Origin of the sequence: Billgrantia endophytica, from assembly GCF_002879615.1 — a bacterium.
Lineage (GTDB): Bacteria > Pseudomonadota > Gammaproteobacteria > Pseudomonadales > Halomonadaceae > Halomonas > Halomonas endophytica.
Map to the genome: position 1 here is coordinate 57,805 of NZ_PNRF01000007.1, position 21,682 is coordinate 79,486.

General features: G+C 64.7%; 22 protein-coding genes and 1 pseudogene. 1 reads left to right on the plus strand and 22 read right to left on the minus strand.

Translation table 11 applies throughout. The annotated features are described in order from the left end of the window. Window positions 1-15 precede the first annotated feature (15 nt). The 3 genes from C1H69_RS02200 to C1H69_RS02210 form a co-directional block, all read right to left on the minus strand. Window positions 16-993 carry an ABC transporter permease gene (locus C1H69_RS02200; RefSeq protein WP_205738391.1) on the minus strand — a complete coding sequence of 326 codons (978 nt, stop codon included), beginning with the start codon at window positions 991-993 and terminating at the stop codon, window positions 16-18. Beyond that, window positions 990-1,970: an ABC transporter permease gene (locus C1H69_RS02205; protein WP_102651783.1), complete on the minus strand. Its 981-nt coding sequence runs from the start codon at window positions 1,968-1,970 to the stop codon at window positions 990-992. Before C1H69_RS02205 ends, C1H69_RS02200 begins: the two co-directional genes overlap by 4 nt. A 67-nt stretch (window positions 1,971-2,037) precedes the next feature. Then, window positions 2,038-3,621 carry an ABC transporter substrate-binding protein gene (locus C1H69_RS02210; protein ID WP_102651784.1) on the minus strand — a complete coding sequence of 528 codons (1,584 nt, stop codon included), beginning with the start codon at window positions 3,619-3,621 and terminating at the stop codon, window positions 2,038-2,040. A gap of 178 nt (window positions 3,622-3,799) precedes the next feature. On the opposite strand from C1H69_RS02210, the pseudogene C1H69_RS02215 reads away from it, so the two are divergent. After that, a pseudogene (locus tag C1H69_RS02215) lies at window positions 3,800-4,084 on the plus strand (thioesterase family protein); the annotation flags it as partial. Window positions 4,085-4,088: 4 nt separating this feature from the next. Here C1H69_RS02215 and C1H69_RS02220 read toward each other — a convergent pair. The 19 genes from C1H69_RS02220 to narI form a co-directional block, all read right to left on the minus strand. Further along, a complete protein-coding gene (locus C1H69_RS02220) occupies window positions 4,089-4,868 on the minus strand; it encodes a ferredoxin--NADP reductase (RefSeq protein WP_102651785.1) in 780 nt (259 codons plus the stop codon). A 190-nt stretch (window positions 4,869-5,058) separates the two neighbouring features. Further along, the gene (locus C1H69_RS02225) at window positions 5,059-5,391 is read right to left on the minus strand and encodes a DUF971 domain-containing protein (protein ID WP_102651786.1); all 333 of its coding nucleotides are present in this window, start codon (window positions 5,389-5,391) and stop codon (window positions 5,059-5,061) included. Further along, window positions 5,388-5,585, minus strand: a complete 198-nt coding sequence (locus C1H69_RS02230; protein ID WP_102651787.1) for a hypothetical protein — start codon at window positions 5,583-5,585, stop codon at window positions 5,388-5,390. The genes C1H69_RS02225 and C1H69_RS02230 overlap by 4 nt, the downstream gene beginning before the upstream one ends. Window positions 5,586-5,588: 3 nt before the next feature. Next, window positions 5,589-5,912: a ferredoxin FdxA gene (fdxA, locus tag C1H69_RS02235; RefSeq protein WP_102651788.1), complete on the minus strand. Its 324-nt coding sequence runs from the start codon at window positions 5,910-5,912 to the stop codon at window positions 5,589-5,591. A 167-nt stretch (window positions 5,913-6,079) separates the two neighbouring features. Then, window positions 6,080-7,039, minus strand: a complete 960-nt coding sequence (locus tag C1H69_RS02240) for a HEAT repeat domain-containing protein (RefSeq protein WP_102651789.1) — start codon at window positions 7,037-7,039, stop codon at window positions 6,080-6,082. Window positions 7,040-7,042: 3 nt separating this feature from the next. After that, window positions 7,043-7,276, minus strand: coding sequence for a 4Fe-4S dicluster domain-containing protein (locus tag C1H69_RS02245; RefSeq protein WP_102651790.1), 234 nt, complete (start codon window positions 7,274-7,276; stop codon window positions 7,043-7,045). A 47-nt stretch (window positions 7,277-7,323) separates the two neighbouring features. Continuing rightward, window positions 7,324-9,060, minus strand: coding sequence for a fumarate reductase/succinate dehydrogenase flavoprotein subunit (locus C1H69_RS02250; RefSeq protein WP_102651791.1), 1,737 nt, complete (start codon window positions 9,058-9,060; stop codon window positions 7,324-7,326). Continuing rightward, window positions 9,057-9,815 carry a GntR family transcriptional regulator gene (locus C1H69_RS02255; protein WP_102651792.1) on the minus strand — a complete coding sequence of 253 codons (759 nt, stop codon included), beginning with the start codon at window positions 9,813-9,815 and terminating at the stop codon, window positions 9,057-9,059. Before C1H69_RS02255 ends, C1H69_RS02250 begins: the two co-directional genes overlap by 4 nt. A 65-nt stretch (window positions 9,816-9,880) precedes the next feature. After that, a complete protein-coding gene (locus C1H69_RS02260) occupies window positions 9,881-10,750 on the minus strand; it encodes an ABC transporter ATP-binding protein (RefSeq protein ID WP_240609781.1) in 870 nt (289 codons plus the stop codon). Next, a complete protein-coding gene (locus C1H69_RS02265) occupies window positions 10,747-11,670 on the minus strand; it encodes an ABC transporter permease (protein ID WP_102651793.1) in 924 nt (307 codons plus the stop codon). The genes C1H69_RS02260 and C1H69_RS02265 overlap by 4 nt, the downstream gene beginning before the upstream one ends. Before the next feature lie 460 nt (window positions 11,671-12,130). Beyond that, a complete protein-coding gene (locus C1H69_RS02270) occupies window positions 12,131-13,513 on the minus strand; it encodes an ABC transporter substrate-binding protein (protein WP_240609782.1) in 1,383 nt (460 codons plus the stop codon). Between the two features lie 268 nt (window positions 13,514-13,781). Further along, entirely contained in the window at window positions 13,782-15,863 is a 2,082-nt protein-coding gene (locus tag C1H69_RS02275; protein WP_102651794.1) for a prolyl oligopeptidase family serine peptidase, read from the minus strand. A gap of 86 nt (window positions 15,864-15,949) precedes the next feature. Continuing rightward, the gene (moaA, locus tag C1H69_RS02280) at window positions 15,950-16,939 is read right to left on the minus strand and encodes a GTP 3',8-cyclase MoaA (protein WP_102651795.1); all 990 of its coding nucleotides are present in this window, start codon (window positions 16,937-16,939) and stop codon (window positions 15,950-15,952) included. Then, window positions 16,936-17,343: a putative zinc-binding protein gene (locus C1H69_RS02285; protein ID WP_102651796.1), complete on the minus strand. Its 408-nt coding sequence runs from the start codon at window positions 17,341-17,343 to the stop codon at window positions 16,936-16,938. The genes moaA and C1H69_RS02285 overlap by 4 nt, the downstream gene beginning before the upstream one ends. 92 nt (window positions 17,344-17,435) lie before the next feature. Next, window positions 17,436-18,179, minus strand: a complete 744-nt coding sequence (locus C1H69_RS02290; protein ID WP_102651797.1) for a Crp/Fnr family transcriptional regulator — start codon at window positions 18,177-18,179, stop codon at window positions 17,436-17,438. Then, window positions 18,139-19,389, minus strand: coding sequence for a molybdopterin molybdotransferase MoeA (locus C1H69_RS02295; protein WP_102651798.1), 1,251 nt, complete (start codon window positions 19,387-19,389; stop codon window positions 18,139-18,141). Before C1H69_RS02295 ends, C1H69_RS02290 begins: the two co-directional genes overlap by 41 nt. Further along, on the minus strand, window positions 19,386-19,970 hold the full coding sequence (gene moaB / locus C1H69_RS02300; protein WP_102651799.1) for a molybdenum cofactor biosynthesis protein B: 585 nt from the start codon (window positions 19,968-19,970) through the stop codon (window positions 19,386-19,388). Before moaB ends, C1H69_RS02295 begins: the two co-directional genes overlap by 4 nt. Before the next feature lie 10 nt (window positions 19,971-19,980). Then, window positions 19,981-20,802 (minus strand): peptidylprolyl isomerase, encoded by an 822-nt coding sequence (locus C1H69_RS02305; RefSeq protein ID WP_102651800.1) that lies wholly within the window; start codon window positions 20,800-20,802, stop codon window positions 19,981-19,983. A gap of 180 nt (window positions 20,803-20,982) precedes the next feature. Beyond that, window positions 20,983-21,675: a respiratory nitrate reductase subunit gamma gene (gene narI / locus C1H69_RS02310; RefSeq protein WP_102651801.1), complete on the minus strand. Its 693-nt coding sequence runs from the start codon at window positions 21,673-21,675 to the stop codon at window positions 20,983-20,985. Window positions 21,676-21,682: the final 7 nt, after the last annotated feature.

Genomic DNA, 21,682 nt, shown 5'->3' on the forward strand with positions numbered 1-21,682 from the left:
CGCGTGCCCGGTCGTTCACCTGAGCTTGGGGTTGAGGACATCACGTAACCAGTCTCCCAGCAGGTTGACGGAAAGCGCCAGCATCAGCAGCGCCATCCCGGGGAAGAGCAGGATCCACCACTCTCCCGAGAACATGTAATCCTGGCCGACCCGGATCAGGGTCCCCAGGCTCGGCTGGGTGGCCGGCATGCCAACCCCCAGGAAGGACAGGGTGGCCTCGGCGATGATGGCCAGCGCCAGACCGATGGTGCCGATGACCAGCACCGGTCGCATCACGTTGGGCAGGATGTGCTGGAACAGGAGCTTGCCCGCCGGCAGGCCGATGACCCGCGCCGCCTGGACGTACTCCTTGTTCTTCTCGACCATGGTGGCGCCGCGCACTGCCCGGGCGTACTGCACCCAGTCGGACAGCCCGATCGCAATGATCAAGACGATGATCGCCACCTCGGCGTGCATCGAGCGCGGCAGGAAGCCTCGGATCACGCCGAAGATCAGCAGCGCCATCAGGATCGAAGGAAAGGTCAGCTGCACATCGGCGATACGCATGATGAGCGCATCGCGCCAGCCACCACGGAAACCCGCCATCAGCCCCAGGGCGGTGCCCAGCACCAGGGCGAAGATCACCGCGGCAAAGCCCACCAGCAGCGAGATGCGCGAGCCGTAGAGGATCGCCGAAAAGACATCGCGCCCCTGGCTGTCGCTGCCCAGCAGGTAGAAGTTGCCGGTGAAGTCCGACGTGGTCATGGGTGGCGTGAAGGCGTCGATCAGTTCGAGCTGGCGCGGGTCGAAGGGGTTCTGCGGCGCGATCCAGGGCGCGAACAGCGCGGCGGCGAACAGGATCAGGGTGACCAGTGTCGCCAGTATCACCACCGGCTGGCGCTTCCAGGAGTAGACGATATCGCTCTCGAGGAAGGTCTTCAGGCGTCCCGGCTTCGGTGGCACCACGGGTGCGGCGGGGCCGTCGTTTTCACGGGGCTGGGTATGCTGGCTCATTTGCCTCCTCCCTGCGCCCGCAGGCGCGGATCAACGGCGTAGTAGAGCAGGTCCACCACCAGGTTGATGATGACGAAGACCAGCCCGATCATCATCAGGTAGGCGGCCATGACCGGGATATCGACGAAGCGAACCGCCGTGATGAACAGCGCCCCGACGCCGGGCCACTGGAAGACCGTCTCGGTGATGATGGCGAAGGCAATGATGGTGCCGAGCTGCAGGCCGATGATGGTGATCACCGGAATCAGGGTGTTCTTCAGTGCGTGGCGCAGGTTGACCACGCGCTTCGACAGCCCCCTGGCCCGGGCGAACTTGATGTAGTCGGTGCTCAGCACCTCGAGCATCTCGGCTCGCACCAGGCGCATGATCAGCGTCAGCTGGAACAGCCCCAGGGTGATCGCCGGCAGAATCAGGGATCGCAGCCCGCTGGTGGTCAGCAGTCCGGTGGTCCACCAGTCGCCGAGCCGTACCGTCTGGCCGCGCCCGAAGGCGGGCAACCAGCCCAGCTCCACGGCGAATAGATAGATCAGCAGCACCCCGATCAGGAAGGTCGGAAGGGAGACGCCGATCAGCGATGTCGTCATGATGAAGCGCGACAGCAAGCTACGACGGCGCAGGGCCGTGTAGATACCCAGCCCGATGCCCAGTACAACGGCGAAGACGGCCGAGATGATGGCAAGTTCCAGGGTCGCCGGCAGGCGCTCCATGATCATGTCGGTCACTGGCCGCGCCGAGCGGTAGGAGATGCCGAACTCGAATTGGGCGGCATTGACGATGAAGCGATAGAACTGCACCACCACCGGCTGGTCGAGGCCCAGGCGACCCCGCAGTTCGGCACGGTCGGCATCGGTGGCCTCCTGGCCGAGCATGTTGAGCACCGGGTCGCCGACGTAATGGAACAGCGAAAAGGCGATGAGCGCGACCACGAACATCACGAAGATGGCCTGAAGCACGCGCTGTATGAGAAATGCAAGCATGGGATTACCACATTAGTTAGCCCCCCGGTTGCTTGTGGCGACCGGGGGGCTGGTTTGCATCGTTGGCTTAGTTGTTGAACTTCAGGTACTTGAAGTGTGGCGTATTCTCGCTCTGTACCTTGAAGTCGATGTCGTCGCGCATGGACCAGGTCAGCATCTGGTGGTGGATCGGGATGTAGACGATCTCGTCGTGCACGATCTGCCACGCTTCCGCGATCATCTCGTTGCGAACGTCCTCGTCGACCTCCTGGCCCATGGACACCGTCAGTTCGTCCACCCGCTCGTCGCTGTAGCCGGTGAAGTTCCAGCTGCCGCGGTCGTCCTCCTTGGTATGGTAGAGGTAATTGAAGACATATTCCGAATCCATGGTGGGCACACCCCAGCCCAGCAGGTAGAAGTCGTACTCACCGCGGGCCAGCTCGGCGAAGAAGATCGAGCGAGTCTGGGCCGCCAGATCGACGGTGATGCCGATGCGCGCCAGCATGCTGACCACCGCCTGGCAGATCTGCTCGTCGTTGACGTAGCGGTCATTGGGACACTGCAGGGTGACCCGGAAACCGTCTTCATAGCCCGCCTCCGCCATCAGTTCCTGCGCGCGGTCCAGGTCGGCGGGCAGCACCACATCCATCTCTTCGGTATAGCCGTTGACGAAGGGCGGCGCGATCATCCCGGCGGGCTCCGAGTTGCCGCGCATGACGGCGGTCTGGATGGTGGTGGCATCCACCGCCAGGTTGATCGCTTCACGCACCCGGTGATCGGCAAAGGGGTTGTCATCGACATCGGTGGTCTCGAGCGATGCCGCGCCCATCTGCATGCCAAGGAAGATGGTGCGGTTCTCGGCGCCCTGCTCGTTCTTGAGGCCTTCTGCGTTGGCCAGGCGCTCGATGTCCTGTACCGGCGTTTCCTGGAGCAGGTCGACCTCACCGGAAAGCAGCGCGGCTACCCGGGTAGAGGCGGACTCGATGGGCGTGTAGATCAGCCGCGAGATTTCCATGGGATAATGATCGATACCCCAGTACTCGTCGTTGCGCACGAAGACGGTACGCACGTCGGGCTCGCGGCTCTCGACCCGGAAGGGGCCTGTGCCGTTGGCGTTGCGAACCGCGTAGGTCTCCTCGCCGGCCGCGTAGTTCTGCGGCTCCTCGACCCCATGCTCCTCGGCCCACTCATGGCTCATGATGAACAGGTTGGTGAGGTTGTTGGGCAGCAGCGGGTTGGGGTCGTGGGTCACCACTTCCACCGTGTAGTCGTCGGCGGCGCGCACTTCGGCAATGGCCGTCAACAGGCCGCGCATATCGGCATGCTCATGACGGGCCCGGTTGAGCGAGAAGACCACGTCATCGGCGGTCAGCGACTGTCCTTCATGAAACGTCACGCCTTCGCGAATCTTGAAGACCCAGACAGTGGGGTCGTCTTCCTTCACATACCATTCGGTCGCCAGCCCCGGCTGGTACTCCACGTCCATGTCCTGGTAGAGCAGGGTGTCGAAGACCTGATGATTGACCGCGTGGGTCGGCCCCTCGTTCTGGGAGTGGGGGTCCATGGTCAGGCTGTCGGCGGAACGGGTCCAGCGCAGCGTCTCTGCGTTGGCGGCGGTTGCCAGCATGGCGCCGATCACGACACTGGCCAGAAGGGTCTTCTTGAGCATCATCTTGTTATCCTCAATCAAGCGTTCGATGGGCGGTAGCCCTGGTACGAGTTTCTCCCATACCTTAGACAATAAAGCCAGTTTTACCCTGCGAGGGATTTTCAGCGCTATTTCGACTATTGGCAGTTGCTTTTTCGGCGCGCGCGACGATCCATGGTGGAACGGCTTGAGCGTGCAGGTGATCAATGCGACAGGAGGCAGGAGCGAATGGGCACTACTGGAGACTTGCGTGGCGCCGGAGTGGGTCGACTACAACGGCTACATGAATGATGCCGAGTATGCCAGGGTCTTCTCCCTGGCGGCGGAGGCACTGATGGACCGCCTTGGCCTGGATGCGGAAGGCCGGGCAAGATACGGCTATACGATCTACACCCTGGAAGCCCATCTCTGCTATCGCCGCGAGGCTCATGAGGGTCAGCCGCTGGCCGTAGAGGTGGCCCTGCTGAACCACGACGCCAAGCGGCTGCCGTTCACTTCTCGACGAAGGCGCGCTCGATCACGTAGTCGCCCAGCTCGCCCTGCTGCGGGCTGGCCTGGAAGCCCATGTCGTCGAGCATGGCGGTGAGGTCCGCAAGCATGGCGGGGCTGCCGCACAGCATCACCCGGTCGGTCTCGCGGGCGAGCTGTGGCAGGCCGATGTCGGCGCACAGCGTGCCGCTCTGGATCAGTGTGGTGATGCGCCCTTGGTTGCGGAACGGCTCACGGGTCACGGTGGGGTAGTAGATCAGCTTGTCGCGGATCTCCTCGCCGAGGAATTCGTGTTCGGGCAGCTCCCGGGTGATGTGGTCGTGGTAGGCCAGTTCGCTGACGTAGCGTACGCAGTGCACCAGTACCACCTTGTCGAAGCGCTCGTATACCTCCGGGTCCTTGATGATGCTCATGAACGGCGCCAGGCCGGTACCGGTGGAGAGCAGGTAAAGATTCCTGGCCGGGGTCAGGTCGTGGATCACCAGGGTGCCCACCGGCTTGCGGCTGACCATGATCTGGTCGCCCACCTTGAGGTGCCGCAGGCGCGAGGTGAGCAGGCCGTCGGGTACCTTGATGCTGAGGAACTCGAGATAGTCATCGTGGTTGGCGCTGACGATGCTGTAGGCGCGCATCAGCGGCTTGCCCCCCACCTCGAGGCCGATCATCACGAAGTGGCCGTTCTCGAAGCGCAACGCCTGGTCGCGCGTGGTGCGAAAGCTGAACAGGGTGTCGTTCCAGTGGTGAACGCTCAGTACGTCGGCGGTTCCGATAGCAGCAGCCATGAGATTTCCTCCAGTCGTCATGCATCGCGAGCGATGCGGGGGTATACGCTTGTTGTCGAGTTCAGGCCGTCGACAGCAACACCGACGGGCCCATACGGTAAATGCCAGCCCGGCGCACATGCAGTGCGCAGTGGCCCAGCTTGAACGCCTCCCAGGACGGCGCCGATACGAGCGGACCGGGGGGCGCCCGTCACTCCGCCCCGCCCAGTTCGCGCAGGTAGGCCCAGGGGAAGACGCCACGGCTGTGGCCATCGGAGAAGAACAGCTGCAAGCCGCTGACGCCGAAGGGCTTGGCGTTGACGACGGTGATGTCGGCGTCGTACAGCGCCAGGCGGCCGCTACGCTTGGCGTGCAGGCAGCTGGAACAGGCGCAGGCGGCCCGCAGCGTGAGACAGGCGAGCCTGTCCGTGCGACCGTCCGGCCAGCGGATCTCCACCTCCCGCGTGCGGCGGTTCAGGTGCACGCCGTCGGGCGGGGCGATGGTATGGCGCAAGTGTTCGCGGGAATTGGCAATGGCAGTCATGGCGACCTCCTGGCGGTCAGATCCGTGAGTCTTGGGAGTAGACGGTCCCGCAGGCACAGCATCGGCACTCCCGCGGGCGGGATGGGAACGGCTACGTCAACCATCGGCCGGGCGCTGTCGCTGACGCTGGCACCCAGCACGACGGCCAGCAGCACGAAACGTGCGCGGCAACTCGTCATGACAAGTTGACGCATGCTTCAACGCTCCAGATACCGCAGCTTCTCGCCCCGGTCGATCCAGGCGTCGGCCTCGCTCAGGGGCAGGCGGGTCTGGGCGATCACCGGCCACACCTGGGCGAGTTCGGCGTTGATCTCGAGGAAGTGCGCCTGCTCGGGCGGCAGCTGGTCGGCGGCGTAGATGGCGTCCGCCGGGCACTCCGCCACGCACAGCGAGCAGTCAATGCACTCCACCGGGTCGATGACGAGGAAGTTGGGTCCTTCGTGGAAGCAATCCACTGGGCACACCTCGACGCAGTCGGTGTACTTGCAGCGGATGCAGTTTTCGGTCACCACATAAGTCATGGTCGTTTGCCTCTACAGAGTTCGTTCAGAGCCGGTCTACAAGCAAGCGAGCTGGAACGAGACAAGGCGGAAGCCGCCGAAGACGCGGAGTTTACGGTAGTCAATGAGCATCTGAGGTCGCTTCCGCGGTATCGCCGACGCGCAGCCGCTTGTCTTGTAGCCCGGCTCTAGGCCGCGTTGTCGAGCTGCGACTGAGCCCAGCGCGCCAGCTTGCGCACGTCCGGGTCGGGGTCGTCGAGAGCCAGTTCGATGAACGGGCGGCATTCCGGTTCGGCGATGGCGCCGAGCGCACCGATGGCCGCCTTGCGCAGGTTGCTCATCGGATCCCTGGCGCATTCGCCCAGCGCCGGCACTGCCGCTGCCACGCGCAGCTTGCCCATGGCCTCGGCGGCCTTCTCGCGCACCTGCCAGGTGGTATCGTGGCTGGCCGCGATCAACGGCTCGAGCCCGGCCCGGTAGTCGAGCTTGCCGATGCCGATGGCGGCCTCGCAGCGTACCTGCCAGTGGGGATCGTCGAGAATCACCATCAGCGGTGGGCCCGCCCGCTCCGGCGCAGCGTAGACCAGGGCACCGGCCGCGGCGCGGCGCACCTCGGGGTCGGCGTCGCTCTTGGCGCGGTCGATCAGCGCCGGCAGATTCTCCTCGGCCTTGAGCCAGCCGAGCACACCCACCGCTTCGCGGCGTACATGGGGGTCGTCATCATTGAGCCGCGTCAGCGCCGGGGTCTGCGCCGCCACTACGCGCAGCGGCTTGAGCGCACGGAGGATGCCGGCCACCACGAAGGGGTCGTCGCTGCGTTCCAGTGCGGCGAGCAGGGGTGGCGCGACACCGGGGTCCTTGAGGTCGGCCAGGGCGTGGGCGGCAGCATTGCGCACCACCTCGTCGGCATCGCCCAGGGCGGCGAGCAGCGAGTCGGCGATGTCCTCGGCGTCGAACTCATCAACCACCTTGGCCGCCTCCTGGCGCACTGCGGCATCCTCGTCCTTGAGCGCCTGGATCAACAGCTCGGCCGCCTCGGGCTCGCCCGAATCGACCAGGGCGAGCACCGCCACGCGGCGGATGCCGGGGTCCGGGTCGGCGAGCCTTTCGGCGATCTCCTGCAGCTCGGGGTCGTCGTAGCGTTTCATGGCTCACCTCAGCAGATAGGGAATTTCGACCTTCACGGCATCGGTCGGGCAGTCGGCCTCGCAGGGCAGGCAGTACCAGCACTCGTCGTAGCGCATGTGCGCCTTGCCGGTGTCCGGGTTGATCCACAGCACGTCGAGCGGGCAGACATCGATGCAGACGGTGCAGCCCTTGTCGGCGATGCACTTGTCCTCGTCGACGATCACCGGGACGCTGGTGCGTTGCGTTGCAGTCGGCATGGTTTTCTCCTTGAATTCTCTCGTCTCTCGTCGCCCACCGTGGAGGCTCAGGCGTTGGCGGCCTTCCGCACGCGCAGCTTCTGGTAGGCGTCCTTTTCCTCACCGAGTTCGACGAGGTAGGGCGCCACCGGGCGCTTGCCGTGGGCCATGTTGCCGTTGTCGTCCTTGTACAGCCGGGTGTGGCAGAACCAGTCGGTGTCGTTCTGCTCGGGGAGATCGACGCGATAGTGGTAAAGCCCCCAGCGCGATTCGGTGCGATAGAGCGAGGCGCGGGCGGCCATCTCGGCGCAGTCGATGATCGACTGTACCTCCAGCGCGCGCAGCAGCTCGTGGGGGTCGGTAGCCTGCAGGCGAGGCAGGTCCTCGCGCACGGCCAGGATGCGCTGCAGGCCAATCTCCATCTTTCTGGTCACCTTGGGCGGCTGCAGGTAGTCGTTGACCAGGCGCCGCACCTTGTATTCCATCTGCGCCGGCGGTATGCCGTCGGCCACCTTCAGCGGCGCCTGGATGCGCTCGAGTTCCGCGGCGATGAACGCCTGGTCGAGGGAGGGCATCTCGCCGCGCCCCTTGGCGAAGGCGGCCGCGCTCTCGCCGCAGATCTGGCCGTAGACGAAGGCGCCGAGCATGTAGGAGTGGGCCACCGAGGCCATGTCGCCGGCGCCGTAAAGCCCCGGTACGGTGGTGGCGCCGGTCTCGTCGACCCACACGCCGGAGGCGGAGTGACCCGAGCAGAAGCCGACCTCGGAGATGTGCATCTCCACCATGTTCTGGCGATAGTCGATCTCGCGGCCGTCGTGGAAGCGCCCGCGCGAAGGGCGCTCGTTGGTGTGCAGGACCGTCTCTATCTCCTGGATGGTTTCCTCGGCCAGGTGGTCGAGCTTGAGGAACACCGGGCCGTTGCCGCCCTCCAGCTCCTTGAAGAATTCCAGCATCATCTGGCCCGACCAGTAGTCGCATTCGATGAAGCGCTCGCCTTGGGAGTTGGCGGTGAAACCACCCAAGGGGCCGGTGACGTAGGCGCAGGCGGGACCATTGTAGTCCTTGAGCAGCGGGTTGATCTGGAAGCACTCGAGGTTCGCCAGGTCGGCCCCCACGTGAAAGGCCATGGCGTGGCCGTCGCCGTTGTTGGCGGGGTTCTCGTAGGTGCCGAACAGGTAGCCCGAGGTCGGCAGGCCGATGCGCCCGGCGGCCCCGGTGGCCATGATCACCGCCTTGGCGCGGATGATGATGGGCTCGGCGGTGCGGGTGTTGACGCCGATCATGCCGGCGATGCGGCCGTCGGCGTCCTTGAGCAGGCGGGTGGCCTGGAAGCGGTTCTCGATCTGCACCCGGTTGCGGCGCAGCCGGCGGTAGAGGATCTTCTTGACGTTGTGGCCCTCCGGCATCGGCAGCACGTAGGTGCCGAGGTGGTGGACCTTCTTCATGTCATAGTCGCCGGTCTCGTCCTTCTGGAAATGCACGCCCCAGGAGTCGAGCTTCTCGATCATCGGGAAGGAGCGTTGGGCGTAGGCCATCAGCGCCGGCTGGTGGACGATGCCGTCGTTGGCGATGGTGATCTCCTTGATGTACTGCTCAGGCGTCGAGTGGCCGGGGACGATGGCATTGTTGAGCCCGTCCATGCCCATGGAGATGGCGCCACTGCGCTTGACGTTGGCCTTCTCCAGCAGCATCACGTCGAGGCTCGGATCCTGCTCCTTGACGGTGACCGCAGCCATGGGGCCTGCGGTGCCGCCGCCAATGACCAGCACGTCGGTGTCGATGACGGAAATGTCGCTTGCGTTCATGATTCCTCCGGTTTCCGATCCACTCGGAATTGGTATTTGAAGGCGTCCCCGCGGAAGCAGAGGTACTCGAAGTCGATCGGCCGGCCCGCCCGGTCATAGGTCAGCCGCTCGACGCGCAGAACGGGCTCGCCCATTCTGAGGTTGAGGTGCTGCTGGGTCTCCTCGTCGCAGAGGGTGGAGTCGATGGCGATGTCCGCCGCGCCGAGCGGTATGGCGAAGCGGTTCTCCAGCAAGGGAAAGATGTCACCGGAGAGATCCTGGCCAAACAGTCGCCGGCCGATGTCCATGGGGAAATAGCTGCTCTCCAGCGAGACCGGCTCGCGGTTGAGGTAGCGCACCCGCTTGACCTCCACTACGGCATCGCCCGAACGCAACCCGAGAGCGGCGGCCACCGCCTTGCCCGGCTTGCGCTCCTGGATCGACAGCAGCCTGGCGGTGGCTTCATACCCTTGCGCCGCCATGGCCTCGCCGAAGCCCTGCAGGCGCTGCACGTTCTGTACCGCCTTGGGCTTGCTGACGAAGGTGCCCTTGCCCTGGGCGCTGAACACCAGCCCTTCGTTGTGCAGGTCACGCAGCGCCTGGCGAATGGTGATGCGGCTCACGCCGAAGCTCTTCATCAGCGCATTCTCCGAGGGCAGCCGCTCGTGGGGCGAGCAGCCACCCTCCAGGATGTTGCGTCGCAGGGTGTCGCGAATCTGCACGTAGAGCGGCTGCGGCGAGTCGCCCGGCTGCAGCTTGAGTTCCTGGCTCTTCATGGTTGTTGCCTCTTGTTATGACATGTCATGTCGGCCCGAGGGGGCGTAGGCATGTCGTATTCGGTTCAGCCCGCCTGGTTCTGCTGTTCGAAGGCATGCAGGGTCTGCTCGCGAATCAGCGCGAGACACTCGCGCTTGATCGCCATGAACTCGGGTGTGGTGAGCAGCTCCTGGGTGCGCGGGCGCGCGAGTCGCACGGGAATGTCGGCGATGATCCGCCCCGGGCTCGCGCTCATGACCACGATACGGTCGGAGAGGAACACCGCCTCGTCGATGTCGTGGGTGACGAACAGCACCGTGTTCTTGAACTCGCTCCAGATTTCGAGCAGGTTCTCCTGCATCATGCTGCGGGTCTGGGCATCCAGGGCGCCGAAGGGCTCGTCCATCAGCAGCACGCTGGGGTAGTTGGCCAGCGCCCGGGCGATGCCCACGCGCTGCTGCATGCCGCCAGAGAGGGTGGTGGGATAGGCGCTGGCGTAGCGCGACAGCCCCACCAGCGAGAGGAAGGTTCTGGCCACGCTGTCGGCCTCCCGCGCGCCCACTCCCGCCATCAGCGGGCCGAAGGCGACGTTCTGTTTCACCGTCTTCCACGGGAACAGCGAGTGCTGCTGGAACACCATGCCACGGTCGGGGCCGGGCTTGACGACCGCCTGGCCGTCGAGCAGCACCTCGCCCCGGGTCGGCTTGACGAAGCCGGCCACGCAATTCATCAGGGTCGATTTGCCGCAACCGGAGGGCCCCAGCAGCGAGACGAACTCGCCCGGCTGGATTTCGAGGCTGGCCGCCTCCACGGCGCGGTGGGGGCCGTTGGCCGTGGCGAAGACGAGGTCGATGTCGCGCGCGCTGATCCTGCCCTTGCCGCTCGCGCTGCGCGGGCGGAAGCTGCGGGGGTGATCGATGACGGCGGCACGGTTGAGCCTGGAGATGGTCATCATGACTTGGCCCCCTCGGTTTGCCAGCGCAGCAGCGGCGCGCAGGCCTTGCGGACCAGCAGGGTGCACAGCGAGCCCAGCCCACCGATGACCAGCATGCCGATGATGATCTTGGGGTACTCGACCAGGGTGTAGGCCGACCAGGTGAAGTAGCCGATGCCGTACTGGCCGCTGATGATCTCGCCGGCCAGCAGCGAGAACCACGCCACGCCCATGCCGATGGCCAGCCCCGTGACGATGCTCGGCAATGCGCCGGGGAGCACCACGTGCCAGAGGATGGCCGCGTTGCTCGCACCCAGGCTGCGGGCGGCGCGCACCAGCACCTTGGGGGTCTGCTCGACGCCGTGCACGGTGTTGATCACGATGGGAAACAGCGCCCCGAGAAAGGTGATGAAGACGATGCTCGACTGCTCGGTGGGCATCATCAGGATCGCCAGCGGGATCCAGGCCACCGCCGGGATCGGCCGCAGGATCTCGATATAGGGAAGGATCACGTCCTCGGCGAAACGCGAACGACCCATCATCACGCCGAGTACCACTCCGATCACCACGGCCAGGCCATAGGCGATGGCGATGCGCTGAATGCTGTGCAGGATATGCAGGTAGAACTGCTGGCTCGACGCCTGAGCCAGGAACTCCGCCCCCACCACCAGCGGCCCGGGCACGTTGTCGAAGCGCACGAAGAAATCGAAACCGTAGGTCGAGGCGAGATGCCAGCAGAGGGCGGCCACCAGCAGGGCGCCGATGCGCACCAGGTAGCGATCCCAGTTCTCGGGCAGCAAACGCCGAGACGCGCCGAGGGCCACCCCGGAAGGAGTCGCTGCGGCAGGGGTGGCCTCGATCGGCTGTCGCTCGGAGGTCTCGAGCGGGCTGGACAGGGCAGCCTCGGAGAGCGGAGGGCGGGGCCTGGGGTTCAAGCTCATGGTGTCACCTCTCGTCACGGGAGCGCAGTAGCGCCATGCTGGGGTAATGAAGCCCGGCTCTTGTTCTGTCGTTGTCGCCGGAGGCATAGTCATCGAAAGCGAAGCTTGTACTATCAGGTCATGTCGTTTACCCAGTAAGTTGCATCAGCCATGCCAACTTCCCGCCAATTCTTTTCAAGGATTTAATCCAAAAGACGTTTTTCGTTTTTCAACTTATCAGGAAGGTGTGTTTCCTGAACCAATCGGCGCGTCCGCATGGTGCAAATCGTCTTTGAACGGCGCCAGGTCGATGCATTTTTCAGTGCTTTCATGCAAGGGCCTTATGACAAGTAGGACATGTCATGACCGCAATATCATGAGCAAGTAATGAAAGGAATACACACGAAACAAATACAAGAAGGGGCACGGTAAAATACCGCACCCCTTGAGATTGTCTTTCAGGTGATTGGAAGACTTTGAATCAATCATTCATGGCAAGGGCTTCTTCGTCGGAAGCAGACAGTGCGATCATCCTGCCGCCATTATCGGCTATATATGCTTCGGAGTCGGCACGTTTCATGAAGGCCGCCACTTCTCCATCAGGGGTTTCGGAGAGAAAGGACGCCTTGCCGAACATCTTTATTCCACTGTGATGATCGTAGACGTAGGTGGTGTATACCTCCCGCCCTTCCCCATCGGCGTCTCGGAATGCCGTCACCATCTCGGCCACGCTGTCGTATTCGACTATTCCTTCGTCGGCAAACCATATCTGCGCCGGCTTGAGATCGGGATTTCCGGCTATCGGGGTAACCATGCGCTCCAGCTCGGCGGCATAGTCCAGCCCGGATGCCTCATAGGCGCGGCGCACGAAGCTGTCATCGACCCAGGCATCGAAATCGAGGTCGGGTATGCTGCGCTCTTCCTGCAGCAAGGCGTGGTCGTACTCGAGCGCCTCGACCCACTCGGGCTTGATGGTGGCATCCATGGTGCTGATGCCTCCCTCCCCGAGATAGAGATAGAGCACCTCCTTGGCCACCCCGGTCCACTCGCTGAGCTGAGTGGCGGCACGCATCGGGTCCTCCTCGATCCACCGCTGCGCCTCGAGTGTGGCCTGAAGCACGGCATCGACCACCTCGGGATAGCGATCGGCAAAGTCCTTGCGCACCACGATGCCATGGAAGGTTGGCACGCCAGCTTCGCTGCCGTCGAAGATCTTGCGCCCGGTGCCACGGAATTCCATCACTTCCGACCAGGGACCGAAGTCGGCATGGGCATCGATACGGTTGCCGGCAATGTTGGCCACACCCACGGGCGGGCTCTGGTCGATGATGGCAATGTCGCCGTCCAGACCCGCATCGCGCAGCGCCTTGAGCGTCATCCCCCAGGCGGCACTGCCCACCGGCGTGGAGATGCGCTTGCCGGCGAGTTCCTCGAGGGAGTAGACATCGGAGGCCACCGGCACCACGATGCCGTTGCCGGTTCCCTGCCGATTGTAGCCGGTCACGGCGATGAAGCGCGTCTCGTTACGCCCCGTGGCCTGGAAGCTGGCGCCGTTGACGATCAGCGGATAGTCGCCCATCACGCCGAACTCCAGGTTGCCCGCCATCATCTGGTTGGTAATGGGCGGCCCCGAATCGTAGTCGCGGAAGACGATGTCATACTCGGCATCGGCGTAGTCGCCGTCAGTCGGGAGATATTTCTCGATGAGGCCAAGTTTCTCCAGCACGATACCGCCCGCCACGGTATTGGTTACCATGCTCTGATGGCCGATTCCGATGGAAATGCGCTCCGCCAAGGCGTGGCTACTGACAAGGAGCAGTGAGGCTATAAAAAAACTGCCAAGAAGCAGGTTCCGGTCCTTCATGTCCAGTCACCTCCGGTCAGGGTGGGTTATACTTGTACTATCCAGTCATTACCTTCACCCTTTTAGCTGCAGGTCGCATGCCATCCTGCACGGCTTACCGCGCATCTGCATGATTCGAATAAGGGAAAAAGCTTTCTTATCCAGGTGAATCGCTCGACCGAAAGTTCCCCTATTGCGCACGCATAGTGCGCAATATAGGGTTTTCGGCATCATAATGGCGCGGCCAAGTCACTGCCGGACAAGACAACTAGGACAAATTAATCCAAGGCTAGGAACTCAAGAGTTCGCCAGATAATTGCTGGCCGAGAAACGTGAAGGCCAGCGCCTGCATGTGGGCGCGCTGGCGGTTGTCGGCCGCACCACCGTGGCCACCCTCGATGTTCTCGTAGTAGAGCACCCGATGCCCCTGCTCGCTCATGCGCGCCATCATCTTGCGGGCGTGGCCGGGGTGGACCCTGTCGTCGCGGGTGCTGGTCATGAGCAGCATGGGCGGGTAAACCGCCGCGAGGTCCAGGTTATGGTAGGGGGACAGGTGGCGCAGGAAGGTCCAGTCGTCACTTTCGGGGTCGCCATATTCGGCCATCCAGGAGGCACCGGCCAGCAGTTCATGGTAGCGACGCATATCGAGCAGCGGTACCTGGCAGACCACCGCGCCGAACAGCCGTGGATAGCGCACCAGCATGTTACCGACCAGCAGGCCGCCGTTGGAACCACCCTGGATGCCAAGATGGCGCGGCGAGGTGATGCCTCGCGCGATCAGATCCTCGGCCACCGCGGCAAAGTCTTCCAGGGCCTTGTGGCGCTTGTCGCGCAGTGCGGCCTGGTGCCAGCGCGGGCCGTATTCCCCGCCACCGCGGATATTGGCCACCACGTAGACGCCGCCCTTGCCTAGCCAGCCGCGCCCGACGCCGGGGCTGTAGGCCGGCAGCAGCGATATCTCGAAGCCACCATAGCCATAGAGCAGGGTCGGGTTGGTGCCGTTGGCCTCGAGCGAGTCCCGGGCGACCAGGAAATAGGGCACCGGCGTACCGTCCTGACTGGTCGCGAAGTGCTGGCTGACGCGAAGCCCCTCGGCGTCGAACAGTGCCGGTGCCCGCTTGAGCGGCCGTGGCGTCTCGCCGATTCGGCCATGCAGCAGCGTGGTCGGGGTCAGGTAATCGGTGACGACCATGAAGACATCGTCGGACTCCTCGTCATCCACGGCGCTGACACTCACGCTGCCCAGCTCGGGCGCCCCGGCCAGCGGCCCGCAGGGCCAGTCGTCGTGACTGGGCGTGAGCACATGGAGCGTGTTCTTCACGTCATCCAGTACATTGAGGATCAGGTGGTGGCGGGTCCAGGTCGTATCCTCCAGGGACCTTTGCTCCGTGGGGGCGAACAGCATCCGGAGCGTTCCCTCACCGGCCATGAAGGCATCGAAGTCGGCTGCCAGCAGCGCACCCGCCGGATAGGTGGTGTCGCCAACCTCCCACGCCTCTCTCAGCTCCAGGGTCAGCCATTCCCGATGCACCTGCTTGCGGGCCGAGTCGGGCACCTCGATCTTGCACAGCGTGCCGTCGCCCTCGCGCAGGTAGAGCTCGTTGTCATAGAAGGCCCTGGCGCGGCTGATGAAGTCGCGCTCGAAACCTCGGGTCGAATCGTGCATGGCGCCGATCGCCATGTCGGTCGACTCCCCCTCGAAGACCGTGGTCGCCGCCTCGAGCGGCGTACCACGACGCCACTCCTTGACGATGCGGGGATAGCCTGACGTGGTCAGCGAACCCTCGCCAAAATCGGTGAAGACATAGACGGTATCGTGATCGATCCAGCGCAGGGCACCCTTGGCCTCGTCGCGGAAGAAACCGTCATCGACCCAGCGTCGCTCGATGAGATCGAACTCGCGGGTCACGTCGGCATCGGCACCGCCCCTCGACAGGGAGATCAGGCAGTGGCGCCAGGGCTCGCCCGGATCGCCTGGCGTCAGGCAGTGGGCGCCATGCCAGACCCAGTTCTCGCCTTCGGCGGCATTGAGGGCATCCAGGTCGATGATGACGTCCCAGTGCGGCTGGGGCGTTTCGTACTCCGCAGGCGTGGTGCGGCGCCACAGCCCGCGGGGATGGTCGCGGTCCTGCCAGAAGTTGTAGTAGTGCTCGCCGCGCTTGACCACGAAGGGTATGCGGTCGTCGGCATCGAGAATGGCCTGCAGGTCGGCCTGAAGGGCCGCGAAGCCGCTGTCGGCCTCGAGGCTCGCCTGGCACTCGGCGTTGCGCTCGCGCACCCACGCAAGCGCCCGGTCGCTGTCGACCTCTTCCAGCCAGAGGTAGGGATCGGGCTGCTCGTCGTGCCGTGTCTCGGGGGGGTGGTCGGCCATGGCAACTCTCCTGGCGGGGGTGTGAACACCAACCTAGCTGGAGAAGGGCGTGGGCTCAACGGGAACGAGGCCGAGCACTGACGCCTTCAGCCCCCGGTCATGTTCATGAAACGCACCACCTGGACGTCTCCATCGGTGGTGAAGTGATGGCGTTCGGGCTTCTTCTGCATGGCGGCGACGATGGCGACCTTGAGCCGGTCGAGGTCGCCGGGGTGGCGGCGCATCACGCCGCGCAGGTCGACCGAATGCTCATTGCCGAGGCACAGCAACAGCCGGCCCTCGGCGGTAACCCGCACCCGGTTGCAGGCATCGCAGAAGTTGTGGCTGTGGGGGGAGATGAAGCCGACACGGGAGTCGCTGTCGCTCATGCGATAGTAGCGGGACGGTCCCAGGGTGTTCTCGGTGGTGGGCATCAGGGCATGGCGCGCCTCGATGCGAGAGCGCACCTCGTCACTGGAACAGAAGGTCTCGGCGCGGTCGTGGCCGATGGTCTGGCCCAGCGGCATCTCCTCGATGAAGCTGATGTCCACCCCTTCGGCACGGGCGAACTCGACCAGATCGAGCACCTCGTCGTCGTTGCGTCCCTTGAGGATCACCGCATTGAGCTTGATGCGCTCGAAGCCGGCTCCCCGGGCGGCACGAATGCCGCCGATGACCCTGCCCAGGCTGCCGGTACGGGTCAGCTCGCGGAAGCGCTCGGGATCGAGGGTATCCAGGCTGATATTGAGTCGCTTCAGGCCGCCATCGCGCAAGGCGGTGGCATACTTGGCCAGGCCGGCACCGTTGGTGGTCATGGCGAAATCATGCAACCCCTCCAGGGCGCCGATCTCGCCCACCAGCCCCTCGATGCCGCGCCGCACCAGCGGCTCCCCACCGGTCAGGCGGATCTTCTCCACTCCCAGGTCGACGAAGGCCCGCGACAGCGTGGCTATCTCCTCCAGGGTGAGGACCTTGGCGCGAGGCAGGAACGTCATCTCTTCGGCCATGCAATAGACACAGCGAAAATCACAACGATCGGTCACCGAGAGGCGAACATAGCGAACGGTACGGCCGAAGCCATCGACCAGTGCTGTCATGGGGCTTCCTCGACGCAGGCGGTGGCGTCCATGGGCAGACGGGCGATCAGGTTACCGACGCCCTCCGCCACGGCGGCCACTTCGTCGTCGCCGTAGCGCTGGCGGCGACGCTTGCGGAAGCCTTGTTCGTAGAGCTTCACGTGCTCGGTAGGCGTGACCCCGGCATTGGCCAGGCAGTGGCTGGCACAGTGCATCTGGCAGCCATCGATGGCCACGATGGGACGGCCGGAACGAGCCGTGCGAACCAGGCCGGGCACACCGCCGCCCACCCCGGCAACGCAGGACATTTCCGCCACACCCAGGAGGTCGAGTCGCAAGGCCACGTCGTTGGCCAGCTGGGCCACGTCGGAGCAGCCCGAACAGGAGTAGACCAGGGTGCGCGGCTTCTTGGAAAGTCGGGGCATATCGCCTCCCACTGGCGGCATGTTGGCCAGTCGTTGCTCGGCATGGCGACCCACGCACCGGCCAGGTGGACAGCCGTGCGTGGAGTCAGGGGTCAGTCGTCCGTTACCATGGCATCGCGCAGCTTCTGCTCGTCCAGCACCAGCAGCCGCTGACGGTCGATATTGATGGCCCCGCTGTCGCGCAGCTTGGCCAGCAACCGCGACAGGGTCTCCGGCGTCATGGCGAGCTGGGCGGCCAGCCAACGCTTGGGTATGGACAGGCGCACCACCCGGGGGCTCTTCGAACGTCCTCCGGGCAACTGGCGCAGGATATAGCTGACCAGACGCGACATGGCGTCGGCCTGGGTCAACAGGGCCAGGTCCTCGAGGCGCTCGGTAAGCTCCAGCGCCAGGCGGCTCATGAATTCGGCGCGACACGCCGGCTGCCGGTCCATGAGATCGCGGCAGCGCTGTGCGGGGATGGCCAGCACATGGGTGCGGCGCAGTGCTTCCGCCGAATAGAGATAGATACCGGCGCTGGATACCATGCTCAGTTCGCCCAGGGTGCCACCACGCTCGACGCAGCGGATGGTGGCCAGGCGGCCATCCCCGGCGGAGCGCGCCAGGCGCACGGCACCATTGATGACGATATAGAGCCAATGCGCCGGCGCATCCTGGCGGAAGAGCCACTCGCGATTCTTCAGCGCATGCAGCTCGGAGCCTTCCAGCAGCGATGTCACTTCGTCATCATCCAGCGCGTCCAACCAGGGTACGCCATGAACGAGTTCGCGCAGCTGTTTGGGCTTGAACAGCAGATCAGCCGTCGAACTGTCCGGCGGGCAGATAGGGGTATTCATGACCTTCCTCCACGTCGGTATCGGCAGCCATCATCAGATAGCCGTGCGCCTGGCTGGCTGCCCGCAGCATATGGGAACCCTGGCCACCGGCAAGAAAGGCTACCGGAAGGCCGCCTTGCCAGTCGAGCGTGACGCGTAGCAATTCACACCGCCCCGGGCTGCCCCGTCGCGAAAAGCCGGCACGGGCGGTAACTCGTTGCAATACCCCCACGGCTCGCCCCTGGCACCTCTGGATGAAGGGTCGTGCCAGCAGTTGCCATCCCACCAGCGATGCCACCGGGTTGCCCGGCAACCCGATCATGGGCACCCCCTCAGGCGTGCCGTCATCCAGGAAGCCGAACGCGAAGGGTTTGCCAGGCTTGATGGCCACCCCATGAAACACCAGCCCGCCCAGCTCATCGAGCACCGGCCGGACGTGATCTTCCTCGCCCACTGACACCCCGCCGGTGCAGATCACCAGGTCGGCACTATCGCGGGCAACCACGAAGGCCTCGCGCAGCGCCTCCGACGTGTCGGCGACGATCCCCAGATCGAGCACATCGCAGCCCTGCCGCTCGAGCAACGCCTGCAGCATCACCCGATTGCTGTTGTAGACCCGCCCCGGAGCATACGGCAGGCCGGGCTCGAGCAGTTCGTCGCCGGTGGAGATCAACGCGGCCGTCAGGCGCGGCAGCACCGGCACCTCGGCGAACCCCTGGCTGGCCAGCATGGCCAGGGCCGGCGCATCGAGGGTCGAGCCCGCCGACAGCAGCGCATCGCCGCCGCGATACTCTTCACCGCGCCGGCGAATGTTGGCGCCCGACGTCACCTCGCCGATGACGTGCATGTGCCCCTCGCCGTCCAGCGTGACCCGCTCCTGGGGAATCACGCAGTCGGCGCCTTCCGGTACCGGCGCACCGGTGAATATCCTTGCACAGCCAGTGTCAGGCAGTGCCGATACCGCAGCGCCCGCCGGTACCCGCATGACGACTGGCAAGCCTTCTTCGCCCGCTGCCTTCAGCTCGGCCAGGCGAAAGGCATAGCCGTCCATCGCACTGTTGTCGACACCCGGCATATCCAGCTGCGCCGTCATATCGCACGCCAGCACCCTGCCGGCGGCCCGCACCAGGGCCAGCCGCTCTTCACCCTGGATCGGCCTGGCGGCGGCGATCATTCGCTCCCGGGCGACTTCCAGGTCGAGCAGGGCCTTGCCAAGGTTGGCACAGCTCATGCGTGCGCTCCTTGACCATGGTCAGGCGCCGTGCCCGGCACACGAGACGCGCATGCCGACTGCTCGGGCATCACCATGGCCACGAAATTACAGGGCCGGGTCCGGGCATCCAGCTGATCGGCCAGAATGCCATCCCAGGCGGTGGCGCAGGCCTTGGGCGAGCCGGGCATGGCGAAGATCAGCGTCGCGTTGGCGACGCCGGCCACGGCGCGGGATTGGATCGTGGACGTGCCGATGGACTCGAAGGAGAGCTGACGGAACAGCTCGCCGTAGCCATCCACCGCCCGGTCGAAGAGTGGCGTCAGCGCCTCGGGCGTCGTATCGCGAGCCGTGAAGCCGGTTCCGCCATTGACGAGTATCACCTGGATGTCGTCACTCACGATCCACTTCGAGACGACCGCACGAATGCGATAGATATCGTCGGGCACGATACGGCGCTCGACCAGCGCATGGCCCGCCTCGGACAGGCGCTCGCCGAGCAGGTCGCCGCTGCCGTCGCGATCGAAACCGCGGGTGTCGGACACGGTCAACACGGCGATGCCGAGCGGTGCGAAGGGGGTATCGGCGTGAACATGGGCCATGAAATCTCTCCTATTGCATCAGGCTGCCGGCGGCATCATCGTCGAGCTCTACTCCTTCGACACCGATCTCGGCTTCCAGCGCCAGCAAATAGTGACGCAGGGCGCGCCTCGTGGCCTGCTCACGCAGGTTGTGGCGCACCCGGTCGACGACCTGGTCGAACGGCAGGCGCTGCCCTTCTGCCCGCTCGTCGATGAGGATCACGTGCCAGCCGTAGCGCGAGGCCAGCGGCCGCTCGTGGAGTCCCTCGGGGAGGTGCTGCAGGGCACGATCCAGCTCGCCGACGGTCTGGCCCGGCGCCAGCCAGCCCAGTTCGCCGCCCTCCTCCTTCGACGGGCAGGCGGAGTGGCGCATGGCGAATTCGGTGAAGCGCTCGGGAATGGTCTCCAGCTCCGCGATCAGCGACTCGCCCAGGCGATACTGGGCGTCGCGGGCCGGCGCATCGTCCGGCGCCGCGGCCAGCAGAATGTGGCGAACCGCCAGCCGGGTCGGTTCGCTGAAGCGCTCCGGCGCGGCGTCGAAAAAGCGCCGGCAGTCGGCCTCCGAGGGTTCCGGCACCTCCAGCTCCCGCGCCAGCAGGCTGGCGATGGCGGCATCGTTGTCGCCTTCCTCGGCGTTGTCGGCCGATACCAGCCCCAGCTCGTCGGCACGCTGGAGCAGCAGCTCGCGTACCACCAGGGCACGGGCGGCCTGCAGCTGGGCCTCGCCCGCCGTGGCAGCCGGGTGATACTGCATTTCCCGGGCGATGCTTTCCTCGTCGATCGACCTTCCGCCGACCCGGATGGGCGGGGGGCTCACACTCCCCGGCAGCTGTTCGATTTCGATCATTTGCATGTCATTCACCTCAATAATCTTGCCGGGGCAGCCCCGGGGACAAGGTTTCCAAGGAGGCGCTGTGAATCCTTCCCTGGACGCTACTTTTTCCTTCCCTGGAAAAAGACCTCCTCGTCCACCTGTCCCCGGCTCCCTCGGGTGGTGCCATTACTCGCGAAGCCGAGCGCAGCCAGCTTGTGTTCAACCCCGGCGGCGGACCAGTTGGTAGCGCCTGGTGATATACCCGAACGGCACGCTCCAGACATGCACCAGCCGCGTGAAGGGAAACAGCAGGATGATGGTCAGCCCGACGAAGATGTGCAGCTTGTAGATCCAGGACACCTCTTCGAGGTAGTTGGCGGCGCCGCCCCCGAAGAACACGATCGCCTGGGCCCAGCTGGCCAGGGTGACCATCATCTCGCCATCCATGTGGCCCAGGGAGAAGAGGATGGTGACCATCCCCAGCGCCGCCTGGAATACGATCAGGCCGAGGATGGCCGTATCCATGACGCTGGAGGAGGCGCGAACCCGGGCGTTGGTGAGGCGGCGATGCAGCAGCATGGCGCCGCCGACCACACACATGGCTCCGGCGATGCCGCCCACCACGATGGCGAGGAGCTGCTTGGTGCTGGGGTCGAGGAACCTGTCGTACATCCAGTGCGGCGTCAGCATGCCGAACAGGTGGCCGAAGAAGATTACGATGATGCCGACATGGAAGAGGTTGCTGGCCAGGCGCATGTTCTTCGACGACAGCATCTGGCTGGAGCCGGTCTTCCAGGTGAACTGACCGTGGTCATAGCGCATCAGGCTGCCGAGCAGGAACACGGTGCCGACCAGATAGGGGTAGTAGCCGTAGATCAAGTGGTTGAAATAGGTGGCAATGGCGTCAAACATGACGGTT

Bases quoted from the DNA above. Each gene is read 5' to 3' on its own strand.
- C1H69_RS02230 (WP_102651787.1), bottom strand. From the start codon at position 5,585: ATGCGTCAACTTGTCATGACGAGTTGCCGCGCACGTTTCGTGCTGCTG.
- C1H69_RS02220 (WP_102651785.1), bottom strand. From the start codon at position 4,868: ATGGCTGCTGCTATCGGAACCGCCGACGTACTGAGCGTTCACCACTGG.
- C1H69_RS02210 (WP_102651784.1), bottom strand. From the start codon at position 3,621: ATGATGCTCAAGAAGACCCTTCTGGCCAGTGTCGTGATCGGCGCCATG.
- C1H69_RS02290 (WP_102651797.1), bottom strand. From the start codon at position 18,179: ATGAATACCCCTATCTGCCCGCCGGACAGTTCGACGGCTGATCTGCTG.
- C1H69_RS02240 (WP_102651789.1), bottom strand. From the start codon at position 7,039: ATGAAACGCTACGACGACCCCGAGCTGCAGGAGATCGCCGAAAGGCTC.
- C1H69_RS02200 (WP_205738391.1), bottom strand. From the start codon at position 993: ATGAGCCAGCATACCCAGCCCCGTGAAAACGACGGCCCCGCCGCACCC.
- C1H69_RS02305 (WP_102651800.1), bottom strand. From the start codon at position 20,802: ATGCAAATGATCGAAATCGAACAGCTGCCGGGGAGTGTGAGCCCCCCG.
- fdxA (WP_102651788.1), bottom strand. From the start codon at position 5,912: ATGACTTATGTGGTGACCGAAAACTGCATCCGCTGCAAGTACACCGAC.
- C1H69_RS02275 (WP_102651794.1), bottom strand. From the start codon at position 15,863: ATGGCCGACCACCCCCCCGAGACACGGCACGACGAGCAGCCCGATCCC.
- C1H69_RS02295 (WP_102651798.1), bottom strand. From the start codon at position 19,389: ATGAGCTGTGCCAACCTTGGCAAGGCCCTGCTCGACCTGGAAGTCGCC.
- C1H69_RS02225 (WP_102651786.1), bottom strand. From the start codon at position 5,391: ATGACTGCCATTGCCAATTCCCGCGAACACTTGCGCCATACCATCGCC.
- C1H69_RS02285 (WP_102651796.1), bottom strand. From the start codon at position 17,343: ATGCCCCGACTTTCCAAGAAGCCGCGCACCCTGGTCTACTCCTGTTCG.
- C1H69_RS02245 (WP_102651790.1), bottom strand. From the start codon at position 7,276: ATGCCGACTGCAACGCAACGCACCAGCGTCCCGGTGATCGTCGACGAG.
- C1H69_RS02260 (WP_240609781.1), bottom strand. From the start codon at position 10,750: ATGATGACCATCTCCAGGCTCAACCGTGCCGCCGTCATCGATCACCCC.
- C1H69_RS02265 (WP_102651793.1), bottom strand. From the start codon at position 11,670: ATGAGCTTGAACCCCAGGCCCCGCCCTCCGCTCTCCGAGGCTGCCCTG.
- C1H69_RS02250 (WP_102651791.1), bottom strand. From the start codon at position 9,060: ATGAACGCAAGCGACATTTCCGTCATCGACACCGACGTGCTGGTCATT.
- moaA (WP_102651795.1), bottom strand. From the start codon at position 16,939: ATGACAGCACTGGTCGATGGCTTCGGCCGTACCGTTCGCTATGTTCGC.
- narI (WP_102651801.1), bottom strand. From the start codon at position 21,675: ATGTTTGACGCCATTGCCACCTATTTCAACCACTTGATCTACGGCTAC.
- moaB (WP_102651799.1), bottom strand. From the start codon at position 19,970: ATGGCCCATGTTCACGCCGATACCCCCTTCGCACCGCTCGGCATCGCC.
- C1H69_RS02255 (WP_102651792.1), bottom strand. From the start codon at position 9,815: ATGAAGAGCCAGGAACTCAAGCTGCAGCCGGGCGACTCGCCGCAGCCG.
- C1H69_RS02270 (WP_240609782.1), bottom strand. From the start codon at position 13,513: ATGAAGGACCGGAACCTGCTTCTTGGCAGTTTTTTTATAGCCTCACTG.
- C1H69_RS02205 (WP_102651783.1), bottom strand. From the start codon at position 1,970: ATGCTTGCATTTCTCATACAGCGCGTGCTTCAGGCCATCTTCGTGATG.